Below are 20,707 nucleotides of genomic sequence, written 5' to 3'. Positions count from 1 at the left end.
ATGAACCAGTGAAAAGTCTTGAGGCTTGCGGTGTGTTAACGGCAGCCTCTGTCCATCCGGCGTAATTGAATTATTATCCACCAGCCCTTAACACTTGTTCAGCCGTTAATTTCAGCCCTGGGAAGACGGTGGAAGTTATAGTCTGATTGCCTCGAAACTGCTGAATTTCATATTCTCCATCTACTAGCGTACAGATAGATAGAGTGGGCTGTTTGGGCTTACCAATATGTCGAGTCCCGCCCAATCCCGCATAATCAGCAATCCAATATTCAGGAATGCCTAAAACGGCGTAATCTTCAACTTTGCGGGCATAATCGTTTTGCCAGTTGCTACTGACAACTTCTGCCACAAATTTAATCGAACTCCCCAGCGTCAGAATCGACTGGTTAGACCAAAGTAGTTCTTTGCTAAGTTCATCTCGATCCACAACCGCAACGTCAGGTCGAAATGCCGTCATGTTAAGGTGGGAAGGACGCAATAGTCCCCGTTGAAGAACAAACCAAGGTAAATCTATTTTATCGATCTGGACACAGACCTTTGTGGTAATGAAAGCCGCGACTTCCTCATGCAAACCCGTCGGTTCCAAATCGAATACCTCTCCATCGATGAGTTCGTAGCGATTATCGCCACCGTAACGAGCTAGAAACTCGTCAAAGCTGAGTTGCTTTTGTTCTATTGGTTGGTCGATCGCAATGGTCATAGGTCATCATGCTCAACTCTTTCAGTTTACCAAATCGATGTGTGACACTCCTAATCCTTTAGGGACTAGGAGCGGTTATCCGAGGTCAGCGTCCCAAACGGTTAGACTGTCGGGGTAAGGAATAAATCATCAACCTGACCATTCCCACCGCTACAGTCAGTATCCCTCCGATCAGATAAAGACTGGTGTTATTAAAACCGAGTCCCAAGAATCGCAGAATCATAAAACCCATGAGAACGGCAATTAGTAGGGGAGTACCGTCGATCCACTGGGTATGGTCATAATTATTACCCTCCAATCCTAAATATTCTTCCTTGACCACCCGTTTCGCTAACATGGGATTACCGATCGCCCGTTGTTGCCAATCGGCTAGTTTACCCGGTGTCACCTGCAATCCCAAATCGTTTGCTTCCCCCTCCATAATTTCGCGGATCGCCCTTTCTGGTAAAGCTTCCAATTCGATGCGGGGAAGCTTCAAAAAAATATCTCGGGCCGGGGGGTAAGTAGCCAACAATAATATCGGCTGTCCCTGTAAATGCAGTTTTTCCAGCCAACAACGCAGGGAAACGGGAAACCTGTGGGCATTGTCCATGACCAGAAAAGCGACGTTATTTTCTAACCATTCGGCGATGGTTTCCTGTAACTGTTGTGCCGTCATCGGTTTGCCCTCTAGCGTCTCCGTATCTACCCCCAAATCCCCGGCGATTTCCAGAAGCATCTGTTTGACCGTGCCGATGGCAGGGGCGGCCACCGGAAACCCCCGCCCCCACAAGTCCTCGATCACCTGCTCCGCTAAAAAGGTCTTCCCCGCTCCGTCTTCCCCCACCACCAACAAACTGGCATTGGCTAGTAGGGCAGCTACCACCCGCTCTTTTTCTGCTCGCCTATAGCAGGAGATTGAAAGGGAATCATCAACGGAACGGATCGACAAAGACTGACGCTCACCGTCCGCTCCAACCCCGTAGGTATAGACCCGCTCCTCCCCGTTAGCCAATCTCCTTCTGTGACGCTCGATCATTGTTCCGATTCCCAGTTCCCTTTCTACTATAGTTCCCCCCAATCTTTACTAGGGGATAATTCTGTACTACTTTACTTCCGGTGAGAGAAAGTGAAGTATTGACCGCTATTCGTGGCATCCTAGAGATAGGTGGTAAACCTTGACGATTGCATTGATAATAATCGATGGTTTTGCTGTATTTACTCTATCTATACCCTAAAAGTAGAGGATTTACAGATACCGAGACCTATGACCACCTAACCCACCGGTGTTCTTAAAGATTTTCTCAATAAAAATGCTGAATTTAAAATGGGGGAAGCTTTTTTGCTGGGGTCATTGTTTACGATCAGATTGTCCAGTATTTGAGGAGTCAGTAAATGTCGATGTCACGCCGTCTTGAGCGCCTATTGACTATTGACCAATTGCTGCGTTCGGGTAAGCGAATTACCCAAGGCATTTTAACGGAGCATCTCGAAGTCAAGGAAAGAACCGTCAGAAATGACCTGCATTTTTTGAGGGACAGATATTTTGCACCTTTAGAATACGACCAATCGGGCAAAAGATGGTACTATACCGACCCTAATTGGCGTTTACCCAGTATTTCCTTAAGTCAAGGGGAATTATTTGCTCTGACGCTGGGGGCAAAAATGTTAGAGTCCTATGCCGGAAGTGCTTATGAAAAAGAATTGCGATCTTCGATCGAGCGTTTATCGGAGCGATTACCAGAGCAAACTTGGATTAATTTGCAGCGATTAGCCGATGAGCGCATTATTTTTCGTCCTGGTGCTGAAATGCTCAATCTTAGTCCCGAAATATGGCAGCAGTTACTAGATGCCTTCAATACCTCCCGACGGATTTGGATTCGCTATTATGCGGCGACTCGCAATGAGGAATCAGATCGGGTGGTAGATCCCTATTTTTTGGACATTTATCGCGGTAGCAATCCTTATTTAATCGGTTTTTGCCATAAGCGACAGGCGATAAGGGATTTTCGTATCGATCGCATTAAGAATCTCAGGATACTTGATGAGACGTTTGAGAAAGATTCTAGTTTTAATGCTAAAGCTTATCTGGAAAAAAGATTTCAAAACGAAGGAGGGGATAAATTATTTTCGGTTACAATTTGGTTTAATCCTTCCTCTGCTCCCTTTATCAAAGAAAGACGCTGGCATACTTCTCAAAAGTTAGTCGAACATCCCGATGGCTCATTAACCTTGCATTTAGTCGTAGAGGGATTAAATGATCTTAAACGATGGGTTTTGGGTTATGGCAAGGGAGCAATTGTCAAAGAACCACAAGAATTAGTTCAATTGATTAAGAGGGAAGTTGAGGAAATGAGTCAACATTACAAACTTTCGACAACCGAAAGCTAAGAAGGAGCAAAATATGAATTTTCTGGAAATTCAATTTTCTTTAAGAGGACAAACTCTGCCCGCCGATCATGGTTTTTCTCTATATTCTGCGATTAAAAATCTGTGTCATAAACAACAGCCAACTTTATTAAATGATAATAATTTGTCATCGGATGTTTTGCTCTCCAGTATTTCTGGGGTTTCTAATAAAAGTGGTATGATTTATCTAAATAAATATTCTCGTTTTCGGTTAAGATGTCCCGCCGAAGATGCGACCCAATGGTATCGCTTTCTTCAAAATCAGGTTTTAGATATTAGAGGTCATTTAATCCGATTGGTTCAACCTCGTTTAACTCTACCTGAAATTAGTAGTCTTCTCAAAGCAAGGTTAGTCATCTTCCATTTACAACAATGGAATACTCAGGAAGCTCCCCTATATTTTCTTGAATCTTGTCAAAAAGCTCTTGATCAAGAAAATATTCATGGAAAAGCCTTTATTAACAGTAATTCTCAGGGAGACTTAGCTTTAAGAAGTATCCGAATTAAAGATAAAAATGTCTTAGGATACGGAGTAGTTATTGAGGGATTAAGTAACGAAGACTCTCTTAAACTTCAAGGATATGGATTAGGAGGACGCAAACATTTTGGGTGTGGATGGTTCTATCCAGTTAAGGAGGATAATTATGCAGAATAAATTATGCCCTAATATTTTATTGGCAAAGTCTTTCGATTCAGGTCATTGGAAAGGCTCTTACGGACTGGTGGGACATACAGCAGATGTGGTCAATGCTGTTACAGCTTTACTGGAAAATATCGGTCAAGGAATCATAAATCAATTTGATTTGAAATGTAGCTGGGAAGATTTTCGTGCCACAGCTAGATTATCAGCTTACTTGCATGATTGGGGCAAAGCCAATGACCATTTTCAAATGGTGGTCAGAGGCAAGCGAGATATTAGGAAAAATCCGCAGTTAATTCGCCATGAGTTAGCCTCAATGCTTCTAGCTTGGGAATATCGAGAATGGCTACAGCAATGCCCCAATGCTGATTTTCGCACGGCAGTTGTGGCGGCAGGAGGACATCATTTAAAACTAGGTTGGGATTCTAGAACACAGTCTCCTAATGATGAACTTGGCGAAATTCGTAATGGATCGGGAAGCGATCGCTTATATCTTTATACTGAACCGCAATATTTTCGGGGAATGCTCAAGTATGGAGTCAAAGCATTAGGCTTATCCAAACAATTAAAGCTATCGGTCAAACCATCTAAGGAATGGACTGTGAATGAGATTAAATCTAAACGTCAATTATTACTGGAAGATTTTATTAATTGGCAAGCGACAGACTCTAATTTCGTGTCAGTTGTCAAAGTGCTGATTATTGCAGCAGACACGGTGGGTTCAGCTTTACCAAATACTGACTTGAAAATTAGTGATTGGATTGAGAAACAAATATCAACCAAACTTACAGAATCAGAGGTTGAGCAAGTTGTTAATCAAAGACTCAATGGTCAAGAAATGCGACCATTTCAAGTTGCACTAGGGGAATCGCAATTGCGAGTGACTTTAGCTAGGGCTGGATGTGGTACAGGCAAAACTCTTGGAGCTTATAACTGGGCAAAACGTTATGCAGTAGATCGCAAATTGTTTTTTTGTTATCCAACTACTGGCACAAGTACCGAAGGATTTATCGACTATGTGCATGATCGAGTAGATTCGGTTTTGCTGCATTCCCGTTCCGATGTGGATTTAGCGCATTTGATGTCAACGGGAGATGAAGATGATACAGCGACAAAACTAGAATCTTTTAAGACATGGGGGACAAAAGTCAGTGTTTGCACTGTGGATACCGTTTTAGGTCTATTGCAATGTAATCGCCGTCCAATGTATTGCTTTCCTGCGATCGCTCAAGCTGCTTTTGTATTTGACGAGGTGCATTGTTACGATAATCGTCTTTTTGGTGGGTTATTGCGATTTCTGGAAGTTGTCAAAGCTCCAGTTTTACTAATGTCTGCCTCGTTTCTACCTTGGCAACTAGAGGCAATTCAGAAAGCAGTCGGCGAGTCCATGGAAATTATTGAAGGGGCAAAAGAGATAGAGTTATTACCTCGCTATCGCTTTTGTTTATCAGACACTCCTGATTGGGAACGTGTTACACAAGAATTAGAGAAAACTTATGCTTTGCCCAATGGTGAACATATTTGTGGCAAAGTTCTGTGGGTCTGCAATCAGGTGAGTACAGCGATCGCTGTGTATAAAGAGGCTAAACAAAGAGGACTAAATGCCGTTCTATACCACAGTCGCTATCGCTACCAAGATCGGGTAGATCATCATCGGACAGTGATTGCGGCATTCAAGGAAAACAAGCAGGTTATTGCGATCGCTACTCAAGTTGCGGAAATGTCTTTAGATTTATCTGCATCCTTACTCGTCTCACAAATTGCTAACCCATCTGGGTTAATTCAGCGATTGGGGAGACTTAATCGCCGCTATATCGGGCGATCATTAGACGCTATTTTTTACCCTGATCCCAAAGTGCGTTTTCCCTATAGTCAAGAGGAATTAGATAGCGGCAGAGCAATGCTTGAGACATTTACCGATGAAGTTTCTCAGGCAGCTTTAGCAGAATGGCTAGAGCGATCGCCACAACAAGGTAAGCCTGACAAAGAGACGGTTTTATTTAATGAAATCAAAAAATGGCAAGCTTATCCCGCACCATGTCGTGAAGCAGGTCATACAGTTACGGCATTACTAGAGCAGGACAAACAAATTGTGGATAAATTGCCCGCCAAAGTTTTACCTAAATACACCATCCCATTACTGTCTACTAAAAAAGTACAGAAATGGGAAAGACACAGGAAAGGCTACCCCATAGCTCCCAGTCGTGAGTGGGCATATTCTACGGAATTGGGAGCTTATTTAATCAAAGGAGGTGATGAGAATTGAGTAAGTTCGAGTTGTCTATTTTTGACCCCAATACCCTCTTACCTCATCGTGCAGGTATCGCAGGGCTTGCTCTAGTATTATCCACTCTTGAAATAGATGATGCTCCTATCTCTTGGGAAATATCCGAAGACACAGTTACTTTGAACTGGGATTGCGATGATAAGGAAGCACTAGATTGGCTAATTAAGAGTGCTTACCAAATTGACTCAGGGATGTTAAATGTACCTGCACTTAATTTGAGTGGGCAAGGGAAATATACTTTTAGTCAAGGAGTAACATCGACTTTTTTACAGCACTCTAAACAGAGAACCCTAGATAAAACAGCAAGACTTATTCCTTTTAAAGTAGAGGACAATCAGCCAGAGATTCTAGTTAGTCACAGAGACATGATTGACTGCTATTACTTAAGAGATTTTAAAGGTGCTTTTAATAGCAAAAATAAGTTTAATGGCTCAATTGCCATCAAAGGACATCACTTGCCGGGGCTAGTTGAGTGTTATATTAACGGTGAGTATGAAGAATCACCTAGTGGTTTTATCGCTTTACTTTTTTTGCCTATCGCCTGTAACTACTACCTTCTGCAAAATGGGCGCTATGCTCTAGTAATCCCCGAAGTAAAAGATTTAAAGTCTTGGATTAATCGTCGTCGTCAACTTAGTAATCGTAGTTACCGTGACTTTCGTTCACCAAGTGCGGGTGAAGCTGGTTTAAGACTTTTACTAGAAGAAGCTTTAGCAGACAGCTTACAACTGCAAAAAGTCGAATATTGCGAGGTCTATCAACTTGGTAAACAACCTTGGGATGGCAACCAATCTGGACTAAAACAGGCAGTTTACCGTGTTCGATCATCCCATCAAGTTTTATCTGTTTACCAAAGTGCGATCTCGCTATTCCCCAGCAAGGTCAAAGTAACTGATAAAGGTGTTTCTTGGTTAGACATATCAAAAATATTGCCTTGGATTGCCGAAAATTTGGTCAATGGGAAAACTTGGTACACCAAGTTTTATGAGTTTCGTAAATCCCCCTCTAACAACATTAAATATGAAAGAAAAGGACTAATTGCTATGACATCACACCTTCAACCTTACGAACAGACTCTATTTGACTCCGTACAAGGAGCATTTAGTGTTTATCTAGTTGGACAAATCAAGCAAGCAACTAAACAGGGTCGCCCTCTGGACTATGCACAAGTTACAGACAAGGTGATTCACCGTTTACAACGCCCTAGCACCCAACAGGAATTTGCAACTGCTCTTGTAGATTTCTTGAGCCAATTTCGTAGCAAAGCGGCTAGGGGATTAGGTCGAGAAATCTATGCTTGGATTCATGGTGAAGAATGGCGCAAAGCCCGTGACTTGACCATGTTAGCAATAGCTACTTACCAAAGCAAGAAAAAAGATGGGGATGCTAATTCTGAAGAGGAGCTAGTAAAGATTCCAGATTCTGATTCTGTCGTTGAAGCAGATGATGAAGGCTACGAAGAAAGTTTGTAAATAGTTTCTGTATTCAAAACAAAGGAGTTCGATCATGTCTAAGCATTTATTTATTACTGTCGTTACCCCCACTGCAATCGCCGCTAATAATCGTGGCGAAGGTGACGGCAGCACCCTTTCAACCTTGCAAAAAATTACCTGCGGCAACGATCAGCATACAACTGTAAGTGCTGAGGCGATTCGCTGGGGCTTGCGTGAGTATTTGCAAAATACTTGTGAAGCAGAAGTGAACCGCACTTTTGACGCAGATGAGGATAAATATCATCTTAAGGGAGAGAAGGACAAGAAGGGGGCAACTTATAATCCTGTGGCATTTATCGATGATGATCTCTTTGGTTATATGGATGCCAAGAAAGGTTCGGAAAATGAAGATGCAACCAAAAAACGGCGAGGAGTTTTAGAAGTGAGTCGTGCAATTAGTCTCGATCCCTATTGGGGTGATATTGCTTTTGGTTCAACTGGTGGTCAGAAGGGTAAAACCTCAATTCACAGCACTGAGGTACACCGCACTGCTTATCAATATTCCGTTGCGCTGACACCCGAAAGCCTGAAAAAGATTGAGCGTGCCGATATTGTTTTAGATGCGATCGCAGCTATTCGTCATGTGGGGGGCAATCATTCCCGCTTCCTCTACGAGTTTCGTCCCGAGTCTGTTGTGATTCGCCTAACCGATGATCCTAGTCCTTGGATTATGAATTGCTTTAAGCGTGTGGGAGAATCCGTTGGCTGTCCAAAACTTGTGCGCTTGGTTGAGGTTAAAGACATTGATGTCAATGAGCTAATCGTGGCGGGTGAAATTGCCGATACTCCCTATGGTGAGCAGTTACAAAATTTGGGTGTGACGGTGCATCGTGGTGTCAAAGAGGCGATCGCTGAGTCTAAAAAGCGTTTAGCTGAGTTAAAGGGGGTAAAAGCCTAATGGATGATTTGCTCTATCTAGAGTGTCCTTGCACCAGTTTTCCCCGTAGCTTTGCAAGAGATTTTAAGGAAAGTTATCTCTATCCGCCACCATCAACACTCTACGGATTTTTGCTCTCGTTAGTGGGTGAGGAGGATATATCGGCTCATCTGGGGGTGAGGTTGGCAATTGGTATTCTTGGCAATGATTCACCGATTTCTCGAATTGTGCGTAAGCAGCGTAGCCACAAGTTTGTGGTGGGTGGTGAAGTCAAGAAACGGGTAGAGAAGTATGGCGAAGGGGTATATCCAACTAGCCAATTTTCTAAGCCCAATTTTCAAGAGTTACTAACGGATGTGCGTATTGCTCTCAAAATTGACTCTAGCAATGAGATGGCAAGTATCAAGTTATCAGAACGGGTAGCTATTGCTTTATCTTCACCTAGTCAAATATTGCGCTTTGGTGGTTTAAGTTTGGGTGAATCTTGGGCAATGATTAATGGCATTCGTAACTATCGAGAAACCGATGGTGCTATTCGTTGGCTAGTCAAGGATAATCGAGGTTTAATCGGTTTGCCTATTTGGATTGACAGGAATACGAGTCAAGGGACTTTTCAAAGGTTCTCATTGGGAGAATATAGCGATCAGTGTCTGGTTGACATCATTGCACCCATTTTAACTACAACGAAAGCAAAGAAAAGCTCAAAAGACAAATAAAGCTATAGTCCTCTTTTTTATAGCGGTTTTCAGTCTAATAAGGGATAGTAACCCATCTCTGGGAAACCCGCTATAATGTCACCATTAATTGGATAATATCGTAATGGCTATCAAAAATAAAGGATATTCTGGTTTCTATGTGGAAACGGGGTATATACTGATAGTTTCTTCAGCAAAATAATCCTAAAAGTGTTTCCCACTAAACATTTTACGATTTCATAAGCAAAAATTATCACACAAATTTGAGAAGAGCCAAATAAAGTATCTGTTTCCAATAGTGAAACTAGCTGGTTACTTAAAAATAGTGTCATTTATGAAATGGATATTATTGCTCCCATTGTGAAAAATGGGATGTTGAGCAGTGATTATCGATACCCATGTTTGGATTGTAGCTGACAGAATTTCCTAATCTTTTTTCTTTTAAAGGCGGAAATTTTTTTGCCGTAGTCACTGGTTAAATTGATAGCAAAGCAAGCAAGTTTACACTAAAACATATCATGCAAGCGCTCGACTTTAATCCAGAATCACTTACCCAACCTGTCCAAGATACTCTCCGCGTCTGCGCTCTACACGCTTTTGCCTACTGTCCCCGTCTATTTTATCTCGAAGAAGTGGAAGAACTCTACACCCAAGACGCGGCAGTATTTGCTGGAAGACGGTTACACGATGAAATCGAACGGAAAGAAGGAGAAGAATGGCAAGACCTCTATCTTGAAGACGAAAACCTCGGATTAAGGGGTAGAATTGACGTTTTACGTCAGCGAGACGGTCAAACTATTCCTTATGAACACAAACGCGGACGCTGTCATCGAGATGAGAATAATCAGCCGCAAGCTTGGGAAAGTGATAAACTGCAAATTCTCGCCTACTCTTGTCTTCTAGAAATAGCCTTAAATACCCGCATTACCGAGGGTAGAATTCGTTATCATGCCGATAATGTCCTTATCCACATTCCTGTAGATGATGCTGGCAGAAAATCGGTAAGAGAAGCCATACAACAGGCACAACAGTTAAAAAATTCCCCCTATCGTCCCCCCGTAACTAATAATGAACATCTCTGTTCCCGTTGTTCTTTAGCTCCCGTTTGCTTGCCAGAAGAAGCCCGTCTCGCTCATAATCGGGAATGGTCTGCCGCTCGTTTATTCCCTCAAGACGATGAGCGAGAAGTTATTCACATCCTTGAACCAGGGACAAGGATAGGAAGAGCGGGAGAACAGTTAAAAATTAGCCGTAGAAATGAACCTGACCAAAAACTATCTATTCAGCAGGTTAGTCAGGTTATTCTTCACAGTTTCTCGCAACTTTCTACTCAAGCACTGCATTTTTTAGTCGCTAATAATATCGGTATTCATTTTATCTCTGGTGGCGGTCGTTATATCGCTAGTATTGATAATCGTTCTGGTAGCATTCAACGACGTATCCGGCAATATCGAGCCTTAACTCAGGAGAATTTATGTCTGGAATTAGCTCAGAAATTGGTTATTTGCCGGGGGGAGGGACAGCGCAAGTTTCTGATGCGGGGAAAACGCCAAGGCAAAGGAGAAAGCGAATCTCTGGAAAAGGCAATCAAGCAGATGAAAACCCTACTTAAACAGGTTTCTAGTATCAATTCTCTCGACTCTTTACTGGGAATTGAAGGCAATTTAGCAGCTTTATACTTTGGAGCCTTACCCAATTTACTAGGTTCTGATGTCCCAGAGGAAATGCTCTTTTCTGGTCGCAACCGTCGTCCTCCTAAAGATAGATTTAATGCCTTGTTGAGTTTTGGCTATTCTTTACTAATCAAAGATGTGATGAATTCTATTCTCAGCGTCGGCTTAGAACCAGCTTTAGGATTTTATCACCAGCCACGCACCCAAGCCCCACCTCTAGCCCTAGATTTGATAGAAGTTTTTCGAGTTCCTTTGGTCGATATGCCCATAATAACCTCGATTAATCGCTATCAGTGGGATATTCAGAGAGATTTTGAAATCCGTGGACAACAAGTATGGTTAAGCGAGACGGGACGACGCAAATTTATCGATATTTACGAACGACGGAAAGCAGAAACATGGAAGCATCCGATTACCGGTTATTCCCTCACCTATCGCCGTTTATTGGAATTAGAGGTACGATTGCTAGAAAAGGAATGGTCGGGGGAGAGTGGTTTATTTGGACACCTGATTTTACGCTAGGGGTGAAGATAATGGCAGAATTAAAGCACTGGTATCTAATTTGTTACGATATTCGCTGTCCGCAACGCTGGCGTAAAGCTTACAAAATTTTAGGCGGTTACGGCGATCGCATTCAATACTCGATTTTTCGCTGTTGGTTAAGTGCGCGAATGCGAGAAAAATTGCGCTGGGAATTGGAAAAAGTCCTCACCCTAAAAGACGACTTAATTTTAATTCGTCTGTCGGAGCAGTGTGTGCGCGATCTGCCTAAGTACAACCGACCTGACACATGGCTTTTGGACGAAAAAGGGTTTCGGGTAATCTAAAAAAAACAAGCATCTCTGGCTGGGAAAAAATCCACGGGCTAAAATTTATTTGTATTGCTAATGCTGTCTCGGTTTCAGGGTTTGACAAGGAACAATTCCTGCTTGCATTTTTTGAAAGTCGCACTGGATAACGGTTTTCAGATTCGGTGCTGTCACTCAAAAGCTCTGATCAGAAGATTTCTTGGCGTTTTTCTAGAGGTGCTTGTAAAATGGACTGCGAAGCTATACACCAAAGGCTTTTTCAGCCTCGCCGTGTACTAACCTTTGATGCCGTAAGGCGTTGATCACAAGGAATACACGGGAACTTTAACCCTCACAATCGAGGTGTGTACTAACCTTTGATGCCGTAAGGCGTTGATCACTTAAATAATTTTAACAAACATAAAAGTTATTTACGGGTGTACTAACCTTTGATGCCGTAAGGCGTTGATCACAACTACACCCCCTTGCCTAACAAAATATCGAACTGTGTACTAACCTTTGATGCCGTAAGGCGTTGATCACGGACAGTGACAGACGTTCCCGCCCGTCCGTTTATCGTGTACTAACCTTTGATGCCGTAAGGCGTTGATCACAGTTAATTTTTGTGGAAAAAAATCGAAATTATCCTGTGTACTAACCTTTGATGCCGTAAGGCGTTGATCACCTTATTACCCATATCTCGGTTGACTACGCTCAAAGTGTACTAACCTTTGATGCCGTAAGGCGTTGATCACTCCATCCCATTCAGGAGCTTTGGGAACCCATACAGAGTGTACTAACCTTTGATGCCGTAAGGCGTTGATCACATCGATTGCACAAGATAAATCGCACCAGTAACGGTGGTGTACTAACCTTTGATGCCGTAAGGCGTTGATCACAGACCATTACATAAACTAGGTAAATACCATAATCTGTGTACTAACCTTTGATGCCGTAAGGCGTTGATCACGAAAAAAGCTGTAAAAGTTCGTCGTCAACCAAACAGTGTACTAACCTTTGATGCCGTAAGGCGTTGATCACGGGATGATAAGGTAAGATTTTAGTGCAATTTCCAAGTGTACTAACCTTTGATGCCGTAAGGCGTTGATCACACATCCAAAAAGCTATTGATGACTGGAAAAAGAAAGTGTACTAACCTTTGATGCCGTAAGGCGTTGATCACGAATTAATGAAAGAGAAATTATCGATTTTTGTCAAAAGTGTACTAACCTTTGATGCCGTAAGGCGTTGATCACAACTAGAAGATTTAAACAAAGAGGAGTATCAAGATGTGTACTAACCTTTGATGCCGTAAGGCGTTGATCACATGACACTGCAATCGAAACAATTCAAGAAACCAAGTGTACTAACCTTTGATGCCGTAAGGCGTTGATCACTTTCAAGAGTAACTGGCTCTAATTGCCCTGAATTCGTGTACTAACCTTTGATGCCGTAAGGCGTTGATCACTACTTTTTTAAGGATTTAAAATCTTCCGACCTGAGAGTGTACTAACCTTTGATGCCGTAAGGCGTTGATCACCCCATTTTGCACTTGCTGAATTGCTAATGATTTTGTGTACTAACCTTTGATGCCGTAAGGCGTTGATCACTCGTTAATCGTCTATAGGGAAAAGAAAAGATAAGAGGTGTACTAACCTTTGATGCCGTAAGGCGTTGATCACAAGGAATAATCGGACTCCTAGCTGCATCACCTTTAGTGTACTAACCTTTGATGCCGTAAGGCGTTGATCACGAAATCGCGGGCCTCAAGGGCTAAAAGGAGAAAAAGGAGGTGTACTAACCTTTGATGCCGTAAGGCGTTGATCACTCGGATATTTAAGCTTTAAGATAGACAAAAATGGAAAGATCATGGCCAGTAAACGATCGCTTTTTAGAACTCCGTTGTCGCTGGTTGACCCTGATCGGGGAACACCTGCAAGACGATCGAGGACAACTATTAGAATACTGGCGGGTTGAAAAAGCTGATTCCGTCATCGTTCTGCCCGTTCAAAACTCGATGATACTGCTGCCCGCTCCCAGTTATCGCCCCGGACTGGGACAAATAACCCTTGATTTCCCCGGTGGTCGGATTTCCGAGAAGCAAGACCATCACGAGGCGGCGTTGATGACTCTAAAACGAGAATTAGGAATTGAAGCGACGGCAGTGACCCGATTAACTCCCCTAAATAGCGAGGGTTGGGCAGTCAATAGCTCCTTTTCCAATCAGAAACTCTACGGTTTTATCGCCGATATCGACGGCGGCCTATCTACCGGCGAACTATTGACCTATCCCGCTAATTCAATCGGAGTCAGCGATTTGTTGAAGTCCCTCACCTGCTTACAATGCCGCGCCGTCCTGCTGGAATGGTGGTTAAAACAAATCGAAGGATAGTACAAAATTATCCCCTAGTAAAGGTTAGATACGGGGGCGATCGAGTCATCGGGTTCCATCGATGGAAGAAAGTTATAGTACAAAATTATCCCCTAGTAAAAGTTAGATGCGGTGGCGGGAACGATCAAGGGATTCGAGCGCTCTAACGGATGGACAACCTAAAGAGCAAAGTTCACGCCGTTTTGTCCCTACCGAGAATCCTTTGTCCTTAAGTGAAGGTGGTCAACCAGTAGTTATGTTGTCCGTGTCACAACCATCACGGTGAATTTTACCCATACCAGATGGCTTCGGTGTCGTTGGGGGAGGTTGCTTTTTGGGTTTTGACCCTTCGCTATTATCTAAATTATTAGATTTCTTATCGGACATGACAAACACTCAAGAATCACAACAGAATCATAATACCAATAATACCAGCAATATAAAGCTGATATATGAGTACACAGAAGCATCAATAAACAATCTAGGCAGATCCATTGACAATGTAAACACTAGATTAGCTGGTTTACTCGCCGCTAATGGAGTGCTTATTAAATTTTCTTCGGATCTTGCGAGTAGCGAGTTTTGGCTTAAAGTAACAAAAATAGGTGCTACAGTGTGTTTGGTAACATCTGTTTTTTTTATTTTAGCAGCATTAATGCCCAGTGCCGATGGCGATGTGCCACAGCCATCGTATTTGCGAAATGGAGATTATTACTATGCTGATGAAGAAGAGTATAGGGTATTTATTGTTGACCGATGGATAGAAGCTGAGGAGCAATTAACAAAAAAATACCATAGAAAAGCTTCATATATTAAAAAAACCTACGCACTTATAGGAATGGCGGCAATCCTATTCGGGTTTAATATATTCATTAACACAATTTGCGGAAACCCGTAAACGCTAATACACACTCGTTAGATTATCGGTAGGAGGGGTCGAGATTTTGCCGCGGCACGACCCCGTTGTCCCGTCTGTCCCCTACAGGAAAGTTGATCGTCCTAAAATAACGACAACTGACCGATAGACACGGAACCGAGCCGGAACTTGTGGCGCTCAAGGTGACAGGCACTACAGAGGGCGATGAGATTTTCGGGGCGATTATCCTCTGGTTGTCGGTTGTGGTGGTGTACGGCCAGTTTGCGGATCGAGCGTTCGGAAATGGTCAGGTCGCTGACATTTTCCCCCGGTCGCAAACACTGCATTCCGCAGCACTGACATTTCCAGCCGGCTTTTTCCTTGACCCTAGCGGCAATTTCCCCCCAATTATCGGGATAACGGTTTCTTCCCATCATAACTATTTTAGCGATCGCTACTGTCTATCCTAACAGAAACGACGGCATTTGTCGGTAGCTAGAGTTTCCCGAACGGTTGGCCGTAGAACTCCCACATCTCCTTGTTGAAAGGAGGTCGCCACTTAAAAATAAGCTCCCGTTCCCACTGCTGTAGTATCTTTTTGGTGGGTGGAACATGATACCAAAAGGAAGCATTAACGGCCACATCGAGATCGTAGCGGCGGTGTAACTCGATATAGTTGAGAACGTAATCTTTACAATCGTGGGAACCCAACCAACGCCGGCGGGCGCTCAACTTCGTCTCTCCGACATACAGTACGATTTTACTAACATGGTCGATCTGAAAATAGAGACAGCCTTGATTGGAATCGTCGGGGGGTTCGATGTCGGGACGGCGATAGAAGTCCGAGGGATGATGCGGTAAAGAAAAAGGATCGATCTCATCGGCAGTGTGCCATGTGGTCTGCGGTAGATCGAATAAAGTCGGTTGCTCGATCGCCGTCTTTCCCTCTCTTACCTGTCGTTGATAGTCTGCAATCCTCTCCTTCCAAGCGAATAGGAAATCCTTGCTCATCTGGGTGGCTTTCTCCCTTCGATCGTCGCCACCCGTAACGAATAAACTCAATTGTTTCACCGCGCCACCTCGACTTCTGGCATTGTATTATACTAGACGATAGTGCAGTATTGTCGAGTAAAACATAAGTATCGTGAAAGTTAACGGTAACGGACAAGCCAAAATCCTCTCTCAAGTCGAACTAGATCGTCTGTTCGCTGGGTTCGATAACGATCGGGATAGATGTCTGTTTGGCATCTGTTTCCATACCGGCTGCAGGATATCGGAGGCACTGCAACTGACCGTCAACGATGTGGGAACGACGATCACCTTCAGGAAGTCCATCACCAAAGGCAAGAAGGGAACCCGTTCTATCCCCGTCAATCCTGCCCTGCGGAAAATCCTCGACCTTTACCTGCAAGAATTTCAACCCGATAGTTACCTTTTTCCTTCCTTCCACAACGCTAGAGAAAAAGGACACCTGCATAGATCGAGTGCCGACCTGATCCTAAGAAACGCTTGCGAACGGGCGGGACTAAAAGGAGTCTCGACCCACAGCTTCCGTAGGTCGGCCTTGACCATGATGAGTAACCGGGGTGTGCCGCTCCGGGTGATCCAAAAAATAAGTGGTCACAGTAGTCTGGAAGTCCTGCAAAGATACCTAGAGGTCAGCGATGAACAGATCGGGGATGCTGTTAACCTGCTGGGGCAATAAACAGTAGTATTCTGAGTCTGTGGATAAGACAAGTCATAATGATTAGACGACTACCTTGCAGAAATGCAGTCCACAGGTCTAGAGCATTACCATACCAGTCGCGGTCACGAAAAAAGAACTCTATCAGGTACAGTTAACCCGTTTTCTCTAATATCTTATGAAAATTCCCCGCACGTTTCTCTTGTTTTTCCTTGCGATCACCGTTAGTCAGAACGTGCGCGGTCAACTGCCAGAAAAAACCGCCGTGGGCAAAAATGGCATGGTGATTACCAGTCAGGGGGAAGCTTCTAGAGTCGGTCTGGAAATTCTCCGCAAGGGTGGGAATGCGATCGATGCGGCCGTTGCCGTGGGTTACGCGCTTGCAGTCACCGAGCCTTGCTGTGGCAATCTAGGCGGTGGCGGCTTTATGCTGATCCGGTTAGCCAACGGCGAAAGCGTGTTTATCAATTTTCGAGAGACCGCACCTCTAGCCGCCACCGCCAATATGTACCTTGATCGCAATGGTGAGATTATCCCCGGCCGCAGTCGCAACGGCTATCTGGCGGTGGCGGTTCCTGGTACAGTGCGAGGTCTGGATCTGGCCTTACAGAAATACGGTACACGCTCGCGTCAACAAGTCATCGCTCCAGCGATCGCCCTTGCTGGACAGGGATTTATCCTGGGGACAGGAGATATAGAAATCCTCCGGAGAAGCGGTGAGAAGTTAAAAGATCCGAGTATGGCGGCGATTTTCCTGAAAAATGGTTCAAAACCCTACGAGGTAGGCGATCGTTTAGTACAGAAGAATCTTGCGCGCACTCTCACCCAGATTGCTCGCGGCGGGCCAGCAGTTTTCTATGGGGGGGAAATCGGCGCGCAGGTGGTAGCGGAGAGTCGGAAACAGGGGGGAATTCTCAGTGCTGAAGACCTGGACACCTATCAGGCATTGGAACAGGAACCCCTACAATGCACCTATCGCGGTTACGATATCCTGACCGCGCCGCCACCTGGAGGAGGGATGACGGTGTGCTTGATGTTGAATATCCTACAAGGCTATGATCTCAAAGCTTCGGGATTCCGATCAACCGATACGGTTCATCGCTTTCTCGCTGCGATGTTGTTTGCCTACGTTGATCGCAATACCTATCTCGGCGATCCGAAATTTGTCCAGATTCCCCTAGAACGACTGCTATCGGCAGAATACGCTGCCTCCATCCGGGAGAAAATCCCAACCAAGCAGGCCGTAGATCCCCGTCCCTTCTATCAAACCATCATTCGAGAGGGCGATAGTACCACTCACTACTCGGTGATTGATCGCACCGGCAATGCGGTATCCGTCACCTATACGATCAACTCGTCTTTCGGGGCTGGAGTGATTGCGGGTGACACTGGCTTTGTACTCAATAATGAAATGGATGATTTCGTCAGTAAACTAGGTTCCCCCAACCAATTTGGGCTAATTCAGGGACGGGCAAATCGGATTGAACCGGGCAAGCGTCCCCTGAGTTCCATGTCTCCCACCATCGTGGTAAAAAATGGCCAGGTGGTACTGATTACCGGAAGCCCTGGCGGTTCCACCATCCCGACAACGGTATTACAGATGATCACCCATACGATCGACTACGGGATGACCGTTGCCGAAGCGGTGAACTATCCCCGATTCCATTATCAGGGAATGCCCGATCGGGTTTTGATCGAACCGAACGCGCTCGCTCCGAAGGTAGTGGCCGCTCTCGAAAAACGGGGCTATACCTTCCAACCTTTTCCGAAATGGGGATCGGCCGAGTCGATTGCGGTCGATCGCTCCCGAACCTTTACTGGTGCGGCCGATCAACGCAGAAACGCAGGCGAAGCGAGGGGATTTTAAGAAAGTACCCAAAAACGGGGTAAATGTCCCCATTTTTTCGATATAAACGGCAATTACCCCAGCAATTCTCATTTTAAGGTTTCATGACATTAAAACCCTTGCACATAGAGGGGTTAATAATTCTTAACGAATCTCTAGATCGCTGAAACAACGCAAAATCGTTTCAAAATGAGAATTGCTGGCCAAAGTTACTTATTTTAGTTATCTAGCTACAGAAATGAGTAACTTTAAAAAGCTTTAGGTAGGTTTTTGGTTTCTGTGGTTAACCCCAGTTAACATCTAAAAATTTTCCAGTTATCTGGTTATCTGGTTAGCTGGTTAGCTGGTTTTTTGGGTTTCTGTTAATCTGGTTTACCAAATCGGTCGTTAAGGGCCGCCATGATTACCGCAGTCATGGTTGTTCCCTGCCGTTTGGCCTCCGCCGCCCAATGTTGCCGCAAAGATTTGGGAACTTTGACACAAAGGTTTACTTCTGGCTCTGTCTGGTTTTCTGGTCAGTTGGTCTTCTGGTTTTTTGGTAAACCAGTATTCCGGCTTTCTGGGAAGTTGGTATTCTGTTCCTTTAAACTGGTATTCTGGTTTTCTGGTTCTCTGGCTTTCTTAATTAAATCGCCGTATCTGCCCGCCGTCATAAAACCTCCAATATGGCTAAGATTTCCTCTCCCAAAGCTTTGTAATCCTTCCATGCCGCTCTTAACCTAGCATCATCGAGATTGCGAATGGGAACACCCGCTAAAGCGGCTTTTTGATAGCCGACGGTTCTGCGAATCATCGACTTGAAAACAGGGATACTGCCCTCGGTTAAATCTTGACGCAGTATTTCCCCCTCCTTATTTGGTGGTGGCGGTACGATCGTGATCAAGGCGCGATAATTAGCGTCTCCCAAATCTTTAGCCGTTTCCAACATCGGCTGCAGACTGAGAACATCGGGGGCGGTGGGCAAGATCAGGAGTTCGCAACCCTTGGCCAACTCTTTGAGATCGTCGGAATGGGGACGAGCGGGAGTGTCGATGATGACGAAATCCGCCCCGCCGATAATCTTCATCGCCTGTCGCTCGTCGGCAACGGTGAAGGGAAGATTTCCCCTCTCCGCCCAACCCAGAGCGGTGCGGTTCGGGTCGCCATCAACCAATACTGTCCGACCTCGATCGCTGAAATAGGTGGCGATATGCACGGCGGTGGTGCTTTTACCCACGCCGCCCTTGTAACCGGTAACGGTAATAATTTTCATCTGGTTTTCTGGTTTTTTGGTTTTCTGTTTTTCATCCTTGTTCCTGGAAACAGGTTTTCTGTAAAACCAGATTACCTTAAAACCAGAATTGCAGTCACATTTGGATCGATTCCGTGAACTGGTTTTCTGTAAAACCAGATTGCCACAAGACCAGAATTATTCGGCTCGATCAAGAAATTTTTCTGTAAAACCAGATTACCATAAAACCAGATAAATTAGAATCATGTCTGGTAAGCAGATTTTCTGTAAAACCAGATTGCCAGATTGCTGGTCAGAAATAGTCAAAAGTTTAGCCATTAACTAGAACTGGCTCGATCCAGATCAGTTTGCGATCGGGTCGTTCTCTGGAGCCGTAGGGTTGCCACCGATAAAAACCCCTGCGCCAATGGGTGCGGTACTGACGGTCGGTGGGGACATCGGGATCGGACTGACTTCTGATGCGATAATCTCGACCGATGATATGGGGAGTCAACTTGCGGTTTTTGCCAGAGTTTTTGATTGGGGATAGGGCTGACGAGACCGAGAAATCGGACTTTTGCTGTAGGTAAAGAAGAGTTTGAACCAATAAATCCGTGACCCGATCAGTAAATTCTTTTTCCGTCTCCAGGACGGTATTGAGTCCCGTGAGAGCCAAGTCTCGATCAATGAACATCTCGTTTTCATCTTGATAGTCGAGTTGAAGGTTTTCATCGACTTTTAAACATCGATGTACGCCGTACTGAGTACCGTCATCAAAAACGGTAAACCAGCTAAGAGTATCCTCGGCGGCCACCCCGATTTCTAGCCGGCTGCCCATGATTTCGATCGGTGCTATGGTCTGATCGGCTAAACGGTGAAAAAAACAGAGCCATTTCAGGGATTGCCCGTCGGGATTTTTCAACTTCGGTGGTAATAATAACACTCCACAGGGCATCACCTGTTTGAGCTGCCCGACCGTATTGGGTAGTTGACTATTGCAGAAAGCATCAAAAAGAGACTCGCTCAACCAATAGGAACCAAACCCTTTTTGATAGGCTTGATCCTAAGTACAGGACAAAAAGCTTGAAAAGTAGGCGGGAGTAGGGTTTTATGAGAAATAGCACTAATCTCGAAAACCCTATGAATCAGTATAGCGCCTTAAAGCAAGCCCTTCAACCCCATCTAGGATGGCATGGTGC

The 20,707-nt window shown here is 44.5% G+C and carries 19 protein-coding genes and 1 CRISPR repeat array; of the genes, 12 read left to right on the top strand and 7 right to left on the bottom strand.

The window, feature by feature from the left end:
• Window positions 1-73: 73 nt before the first annotated feature.
• Together O9334_RS11375 and O9334_RS11370 are read right to left on the bottom strand one after the other, a co-directional pair.
• Complete coding sequence (locus tag O9334_RS11375; protein WP_045356664.1) at window positions 74-700, bottom strand: Uma2 family endonuclease; 627 nt, start codon at window positions 698-700, stop codon at window positions 74-76.
• Window positions 701-785: 85 nt separating this feature from the next.
• Window positions 786-1,718: an ATP-binding protein gene (locus tag O9334_RS11370; protein ID WP_288000321.1), complete on the bottom strand. Its 933-nt coding sequence runs from the start codon at window positions 1,716-1,718 to the stop codon at window positions 786-788.
• 362 nt (window positions 1,719-2,080) lie between these two features.
• On the opposite strand from O9334_RS11370, the gene O9334_RS11365 reads away from it, so the two are divergent.
• The 10 genes from O9334_RS11365 (at window position 2,081) to O9334_RS11320 (ending at window position 14,810) form a co-directional block, all read left to right on the top strand.
• Window positions 2,081-3,070 (top strand): helix-turn-helix transcriptional regulator, encoded by a 990-nt coding sequence (locus O9334_RS11365; RefSeq protein WP_502846541.1) that lies wholly within the window; start codon window positions 2,081-2,083, stop codon window positions 3,068-3,070.
• Between the two features lie 13 nt (window positions 3,071-3,083).
• On the top strand, window positions 3,084-3,743 hold the full coding sequence (cas6, locus tag O9334_RS11360; protein ID WP_288000319.1) for a type I-MYXAN CRISPR-associated protein Cas6/Cmx6: 660 nt from the start codon (window positions 3,084-3,086) through the stop codon (window positions 3,741-3,743).
• The gene (cas3, locus tag O9334_RS11355; RefSeq protein WP_288000318.1) at window positions 3,733-5,994 is read left to right on the top strand and encodes a CRISPR-associated helicase Cas3'; all 2,262 of its coding nucleotides are present in this window, start codon (window positions 3,733-3,735) and stop codon (window positions 5,992-5,994) included. The genes cas6 and cas3 overlap by 11 nt, the downstream gene beginning before the upstream one ends.
• Before the next feature lie 11 nt (window positions 5,995-6,005).
• On the top strand, window positions 6,006-7,487 hold the full coding sequence (gene cas8a1, locus O9334_RS11350; protein WP_288000317.1) for a type I-MYXAN CRISPR-associated Cas8a1/Cmx1: 1,482 nt from the start codon (window positions 6,006-6,008) through the stop codon (window positions 7,485-7,487).
• 34 nt (window positions 7,488-7,521) lie between these two features.
• Complete coding sequence (cas7i, locus tag O9334_RS11345) at window positions 7,522-8,406, top strand: type I-B CRISPR-associated protein Cas7/Cst2/DevR (protein WP_288000316.1); 885 nt, start codon at window positions 7,522-7,524, stop codon at window positions 8,404-8,406.
• Window positions 8,406-9,101 carry a CRISPR-associated protein Cas5 gene (gene cas5, locus O9334_RS11340; protein WP_288000315.1) on the top strand — a complete coding sequence of 232 codons (696 nt, stop codon included), beginning with the start codon at window positions 8,406-8,408 and terminating at the stop codon, window positions 9,099-9,101. The genes cas7i and cas5 overlap by 1 nt, the downstream gene beginning before the upstream one ends.
• Window positions 9,102-9,598: 497 nt before the next feature.
• The gene (locus O9334_RS11335) at window positions 9,599-11,275 is read left to right on the top strand and encodes a type I-MYXAN CRISPR-associated endonuclease Cas4/Cas1 (protein ID WP_288000314.1); all 1,677 of its coding nucleotides are present in this window, start codon (window positions 9,599-9,601) and stop codon (window positions 11,273-11,275) included.
• Between the two features lie 11 nt (window positions 11,276-11,286).
• Window positions 11,287-11,580, top strand: a complete 294-nt coding sequence (gene cas2 / locus O9334_RS11330) for a CRISPR-associated endonuclease Cas2 (RefSeq protein ID WP_045356677.1) — start codon at window positions 11,287-11,289, stop codon at window positions 11,578-11,580.
• A 252-nt stretch (window positions 11,581-11,832) separates the two neighbouring features.
• A CRISPR array of direct repeats spans window positions 11,833-13,369; the repeat unit is 36 nt; unit sequence GTGTACTAACCTTTGATGCCGTAAGGCGTTGATCAC.
• Between the two features lie 30 nt (window positions 13,370-13,399).
• Window positions 13,400-13,933 (top strand): NUDIX hydrolase, encoded by a 534-nt coding sequence (locus O9334_RS11325; RefSeq protein WP_288000313.1) that lies wholly within the window; start codon window positions 13,400-13,402, stop codon window positions 13,931-13,933.
• Between the two features lie 364 nt (window positions 13,934-14,297).
• Window positions 14,298-14,810 carry a Pycsar system effector family protein gene (locus O9334_RS11320; protein ID WP_288000312.1) on the top strand — a complete coding sequence of 171 codons (513 nt, stop codon included), beginning with the start codon at window positions 14,298-14,300 and terminating at the stop codon, window positions 14,808-14,810.
• A 101-nt stretch (window positions 14,811-14,911) separates the two neighbouring features.
• On the opposite strand, the gene O9334_RS11315 is transcribed toward O9334_RS11320, so the two are convergent.
• On the bottom strand, window positions 14,912-15,205 hold the full coding sequence (locus O9334_RS11315; protein ID WP_288000311.1) for an HNH endonuclease signature motif containing protein: 294 nt from the start codon (window positions 15,203-15,205) through the stop codon (window positions 14,912-14,914).
• Window positions 15,206-15,263: 58 nt separating this feature from the next.
• Window positions 15,264-15,839: a GIY-YIG nuclease family protein gene (locus tag O9334_RS11310; protein ID WP_288000310.1), complete on the bottom strand. Its 576-nt coding sequence runs from the start codon at window positions 15,837-15,839 to the stop codon at window positions 15,264-15,266.
• Between the two features lie 73 nt (window positions 15,840-15,912).
• Between O9334_RS11310 and O9334_RS11305 the strand changes: the two genes are divergently transcribed.
• A complete protein-coding gene (locus O9334_RS11305; protein ID WP_045356654.1) occupies window positions 15,913-16,473 on the top strand; it encodes a tyrosine-type recombinase/integrase in 561 nt (186 codons plus the stop codon).
• Between the two features lie 157 nt (window positions 16,474-16,630).
• On the top strand, window positions 16,631-18,319 hold the full coding sequence (gene ggt / locus O9334_RS11300; protein ID WP_238567729.1) for a gamma-glutamyltransferase: 1,689 nt from the start codon (window positions 16,631-16,633) through the stop codon (window positions 18,317-18,319).
• A 494-nt stretch (window positions 18,320-18,813) separates the two neighbouring features.
• Here ggt and O9334_RS11295 read toward each other — a convergent pair whose 3' ends face one another.
• The 3 genes from O9334_RS11295 to O9334_RS11285 form a co-directional block, all read right to left on the bottom strand.
• Window positions 18,814-18,951 carry a hypothetical protein gene (locus O9334_RS11295; protein ID WP_288000309.1) on the bottom strand — a complete coding sequence of 46 codons (138 nt, stop codon included), beginning with the start codon at window positions 18,949-18,951 and terminating at the stop codon, window positions 18,814-18,816.
• On the bottom strand, window positions 18,948-19,550 hold the full coding sequence (locus tag O9334_RS11290; protein ID WP_288000308.1) for a nucleotide-binding protein: 603 nt from the start codon (window positions 19,548-19,550) through the stop codon (window positions 18,948-18,950). The genes O9334_RS11295 and O9334_RS11290 overlap by 4 nt, the downstream gene beginning before the upstream one ends.
• A gap of 289 nt (window positions 19,551-19,839) precedes the next feature.
• Window positions 19,840-20,535 carry an AcrVA2 family anti-CRISPR protein gene (locus tag O9334_RS11285; protein WP_288000307.1) on the bottom strand — a complete coding sequence of 232 codons (696 nt, stop codon included), beginning with the start codon at window positions 20,533-20,535 and terminating at the stop codon, window positions 19,840-19,842.
• Window positions 20,536-20,707 lie beyond the last annotated feature (172 nt).

Source organism: Microcystis sp. LE19-8.1F (assembly GCF_027531715.1).
GTDB lineage: Bacteria > Cyanobacteriota > Cyanobacteriia > Cyanobacteriales > Microcystaceae > Microcystis > Microcystis wesenbergii_A.
The sequence above is the reverse complement of the archived record's forward strand: the minus strand, read 5'-3'. Positions and strand labels throughout refer to the sequence as shown.

Bases quoted from the DNA above. Each gene is read 5' to 3' on its own strand.
- O9334_RS11375 (WP_045356664.1), bottom strand. From the start codon at position 700: ATGACCATTGCGATCGACCAACCAATAGAACAAAAGCAACTCAGCTTT.
- O9334_RS11370 (WP_288000321.1), bottom strand. From the start codon at position 1,718: ATGATCGAGCGTCACAGAAGGAGATTGGCTAACGGGGAGGAGCGGGTC.
- O9334_RS11365 (WP_502846541.1), top strand. From the start codon at position 2,081: ATGTCACGCCGTCTTGAGCGCCTATTGACTATTGACCAATTGCTGCGT.
- cas6 (WP_288000319.1), top strand. From the start codon at position 3,084: ATGAATTTTCTGGAAATTCAATTTTCTTTAAGAGGACAAACTCTGCCC.
- cas3 (WP_288000318.1), top strand. From the start codon at position 3,733: ATGCAGAATAAATTATGCCCTAATATTTTATTGGCAAAGTCTTTCGAT.
- cas7i (WP_288000316.1), top strand. From the start codon at position 7,522: ATGTCTAAGCATTTATTTATTACTGTCGTTACCCCCACTGCAATCGCC.
- cas5 (WP_288000315.1), top strand. From the start codon at position 8,406: ATGGATGATTTGCTCTATCTAGAGTGTCCTTGCACCAGTTTTCCCCGT.
- O9334_RS11335 (WP_288000314.1), top strand. From the start codon at position 9,599: ATGCAAGCGCTCGACTTTAATCCAGAATCACTTACCCAACCTGTCCAA.
- cas2 (WP_045356677.1), top strand. From the start codon at position 11,287: ATGGCAGAATTAAAGCACTGGTATCTAATTTGTTACGATATTCGCTGT.
- O9334_RS11325 (WP_288000313.1), top strand. From the start codon at position 13,400: ATGGAAAGATCATGGCCAGTAAACGATCGCTTTTTAGAACTCCGTTGT.
- O9334_RS11320 (WP_288000312.1), top strand. From the start codon at position 14,298: ATGACAAACACTCAAGAATCACAACAGAATCATAATACCAATAATACC.
- O9334_RS11315 (WP_288000311.1), bottom strand. From the start codon at position 15,205: ATGATGGGAAGAAACCGTTATCCCGATAATTGGGGGGAAATTGCCGCT.
- ggt (WP_238567729.1), top strand. From the start codon at position 16,631: ATGAAAATTCCCCGCACGTTTCTCTTGTTTTTCCTTGCGATCACCGTT.
- O9334_RS11295 (WP_288000309.1), bottom strand. From the start codon at position 18,951: ATGACGGCGGGCAGATACGGCGATTTAATTAAGAAAGCCAGAGAACCA.
- O9334_RS11290 (WP_288000308.1), bottom strand. From the start codon at position 19,550: ATGAAAATTATTACCGTTACCGGTTACAAGGGCGGCGTGGGTAAAAGC.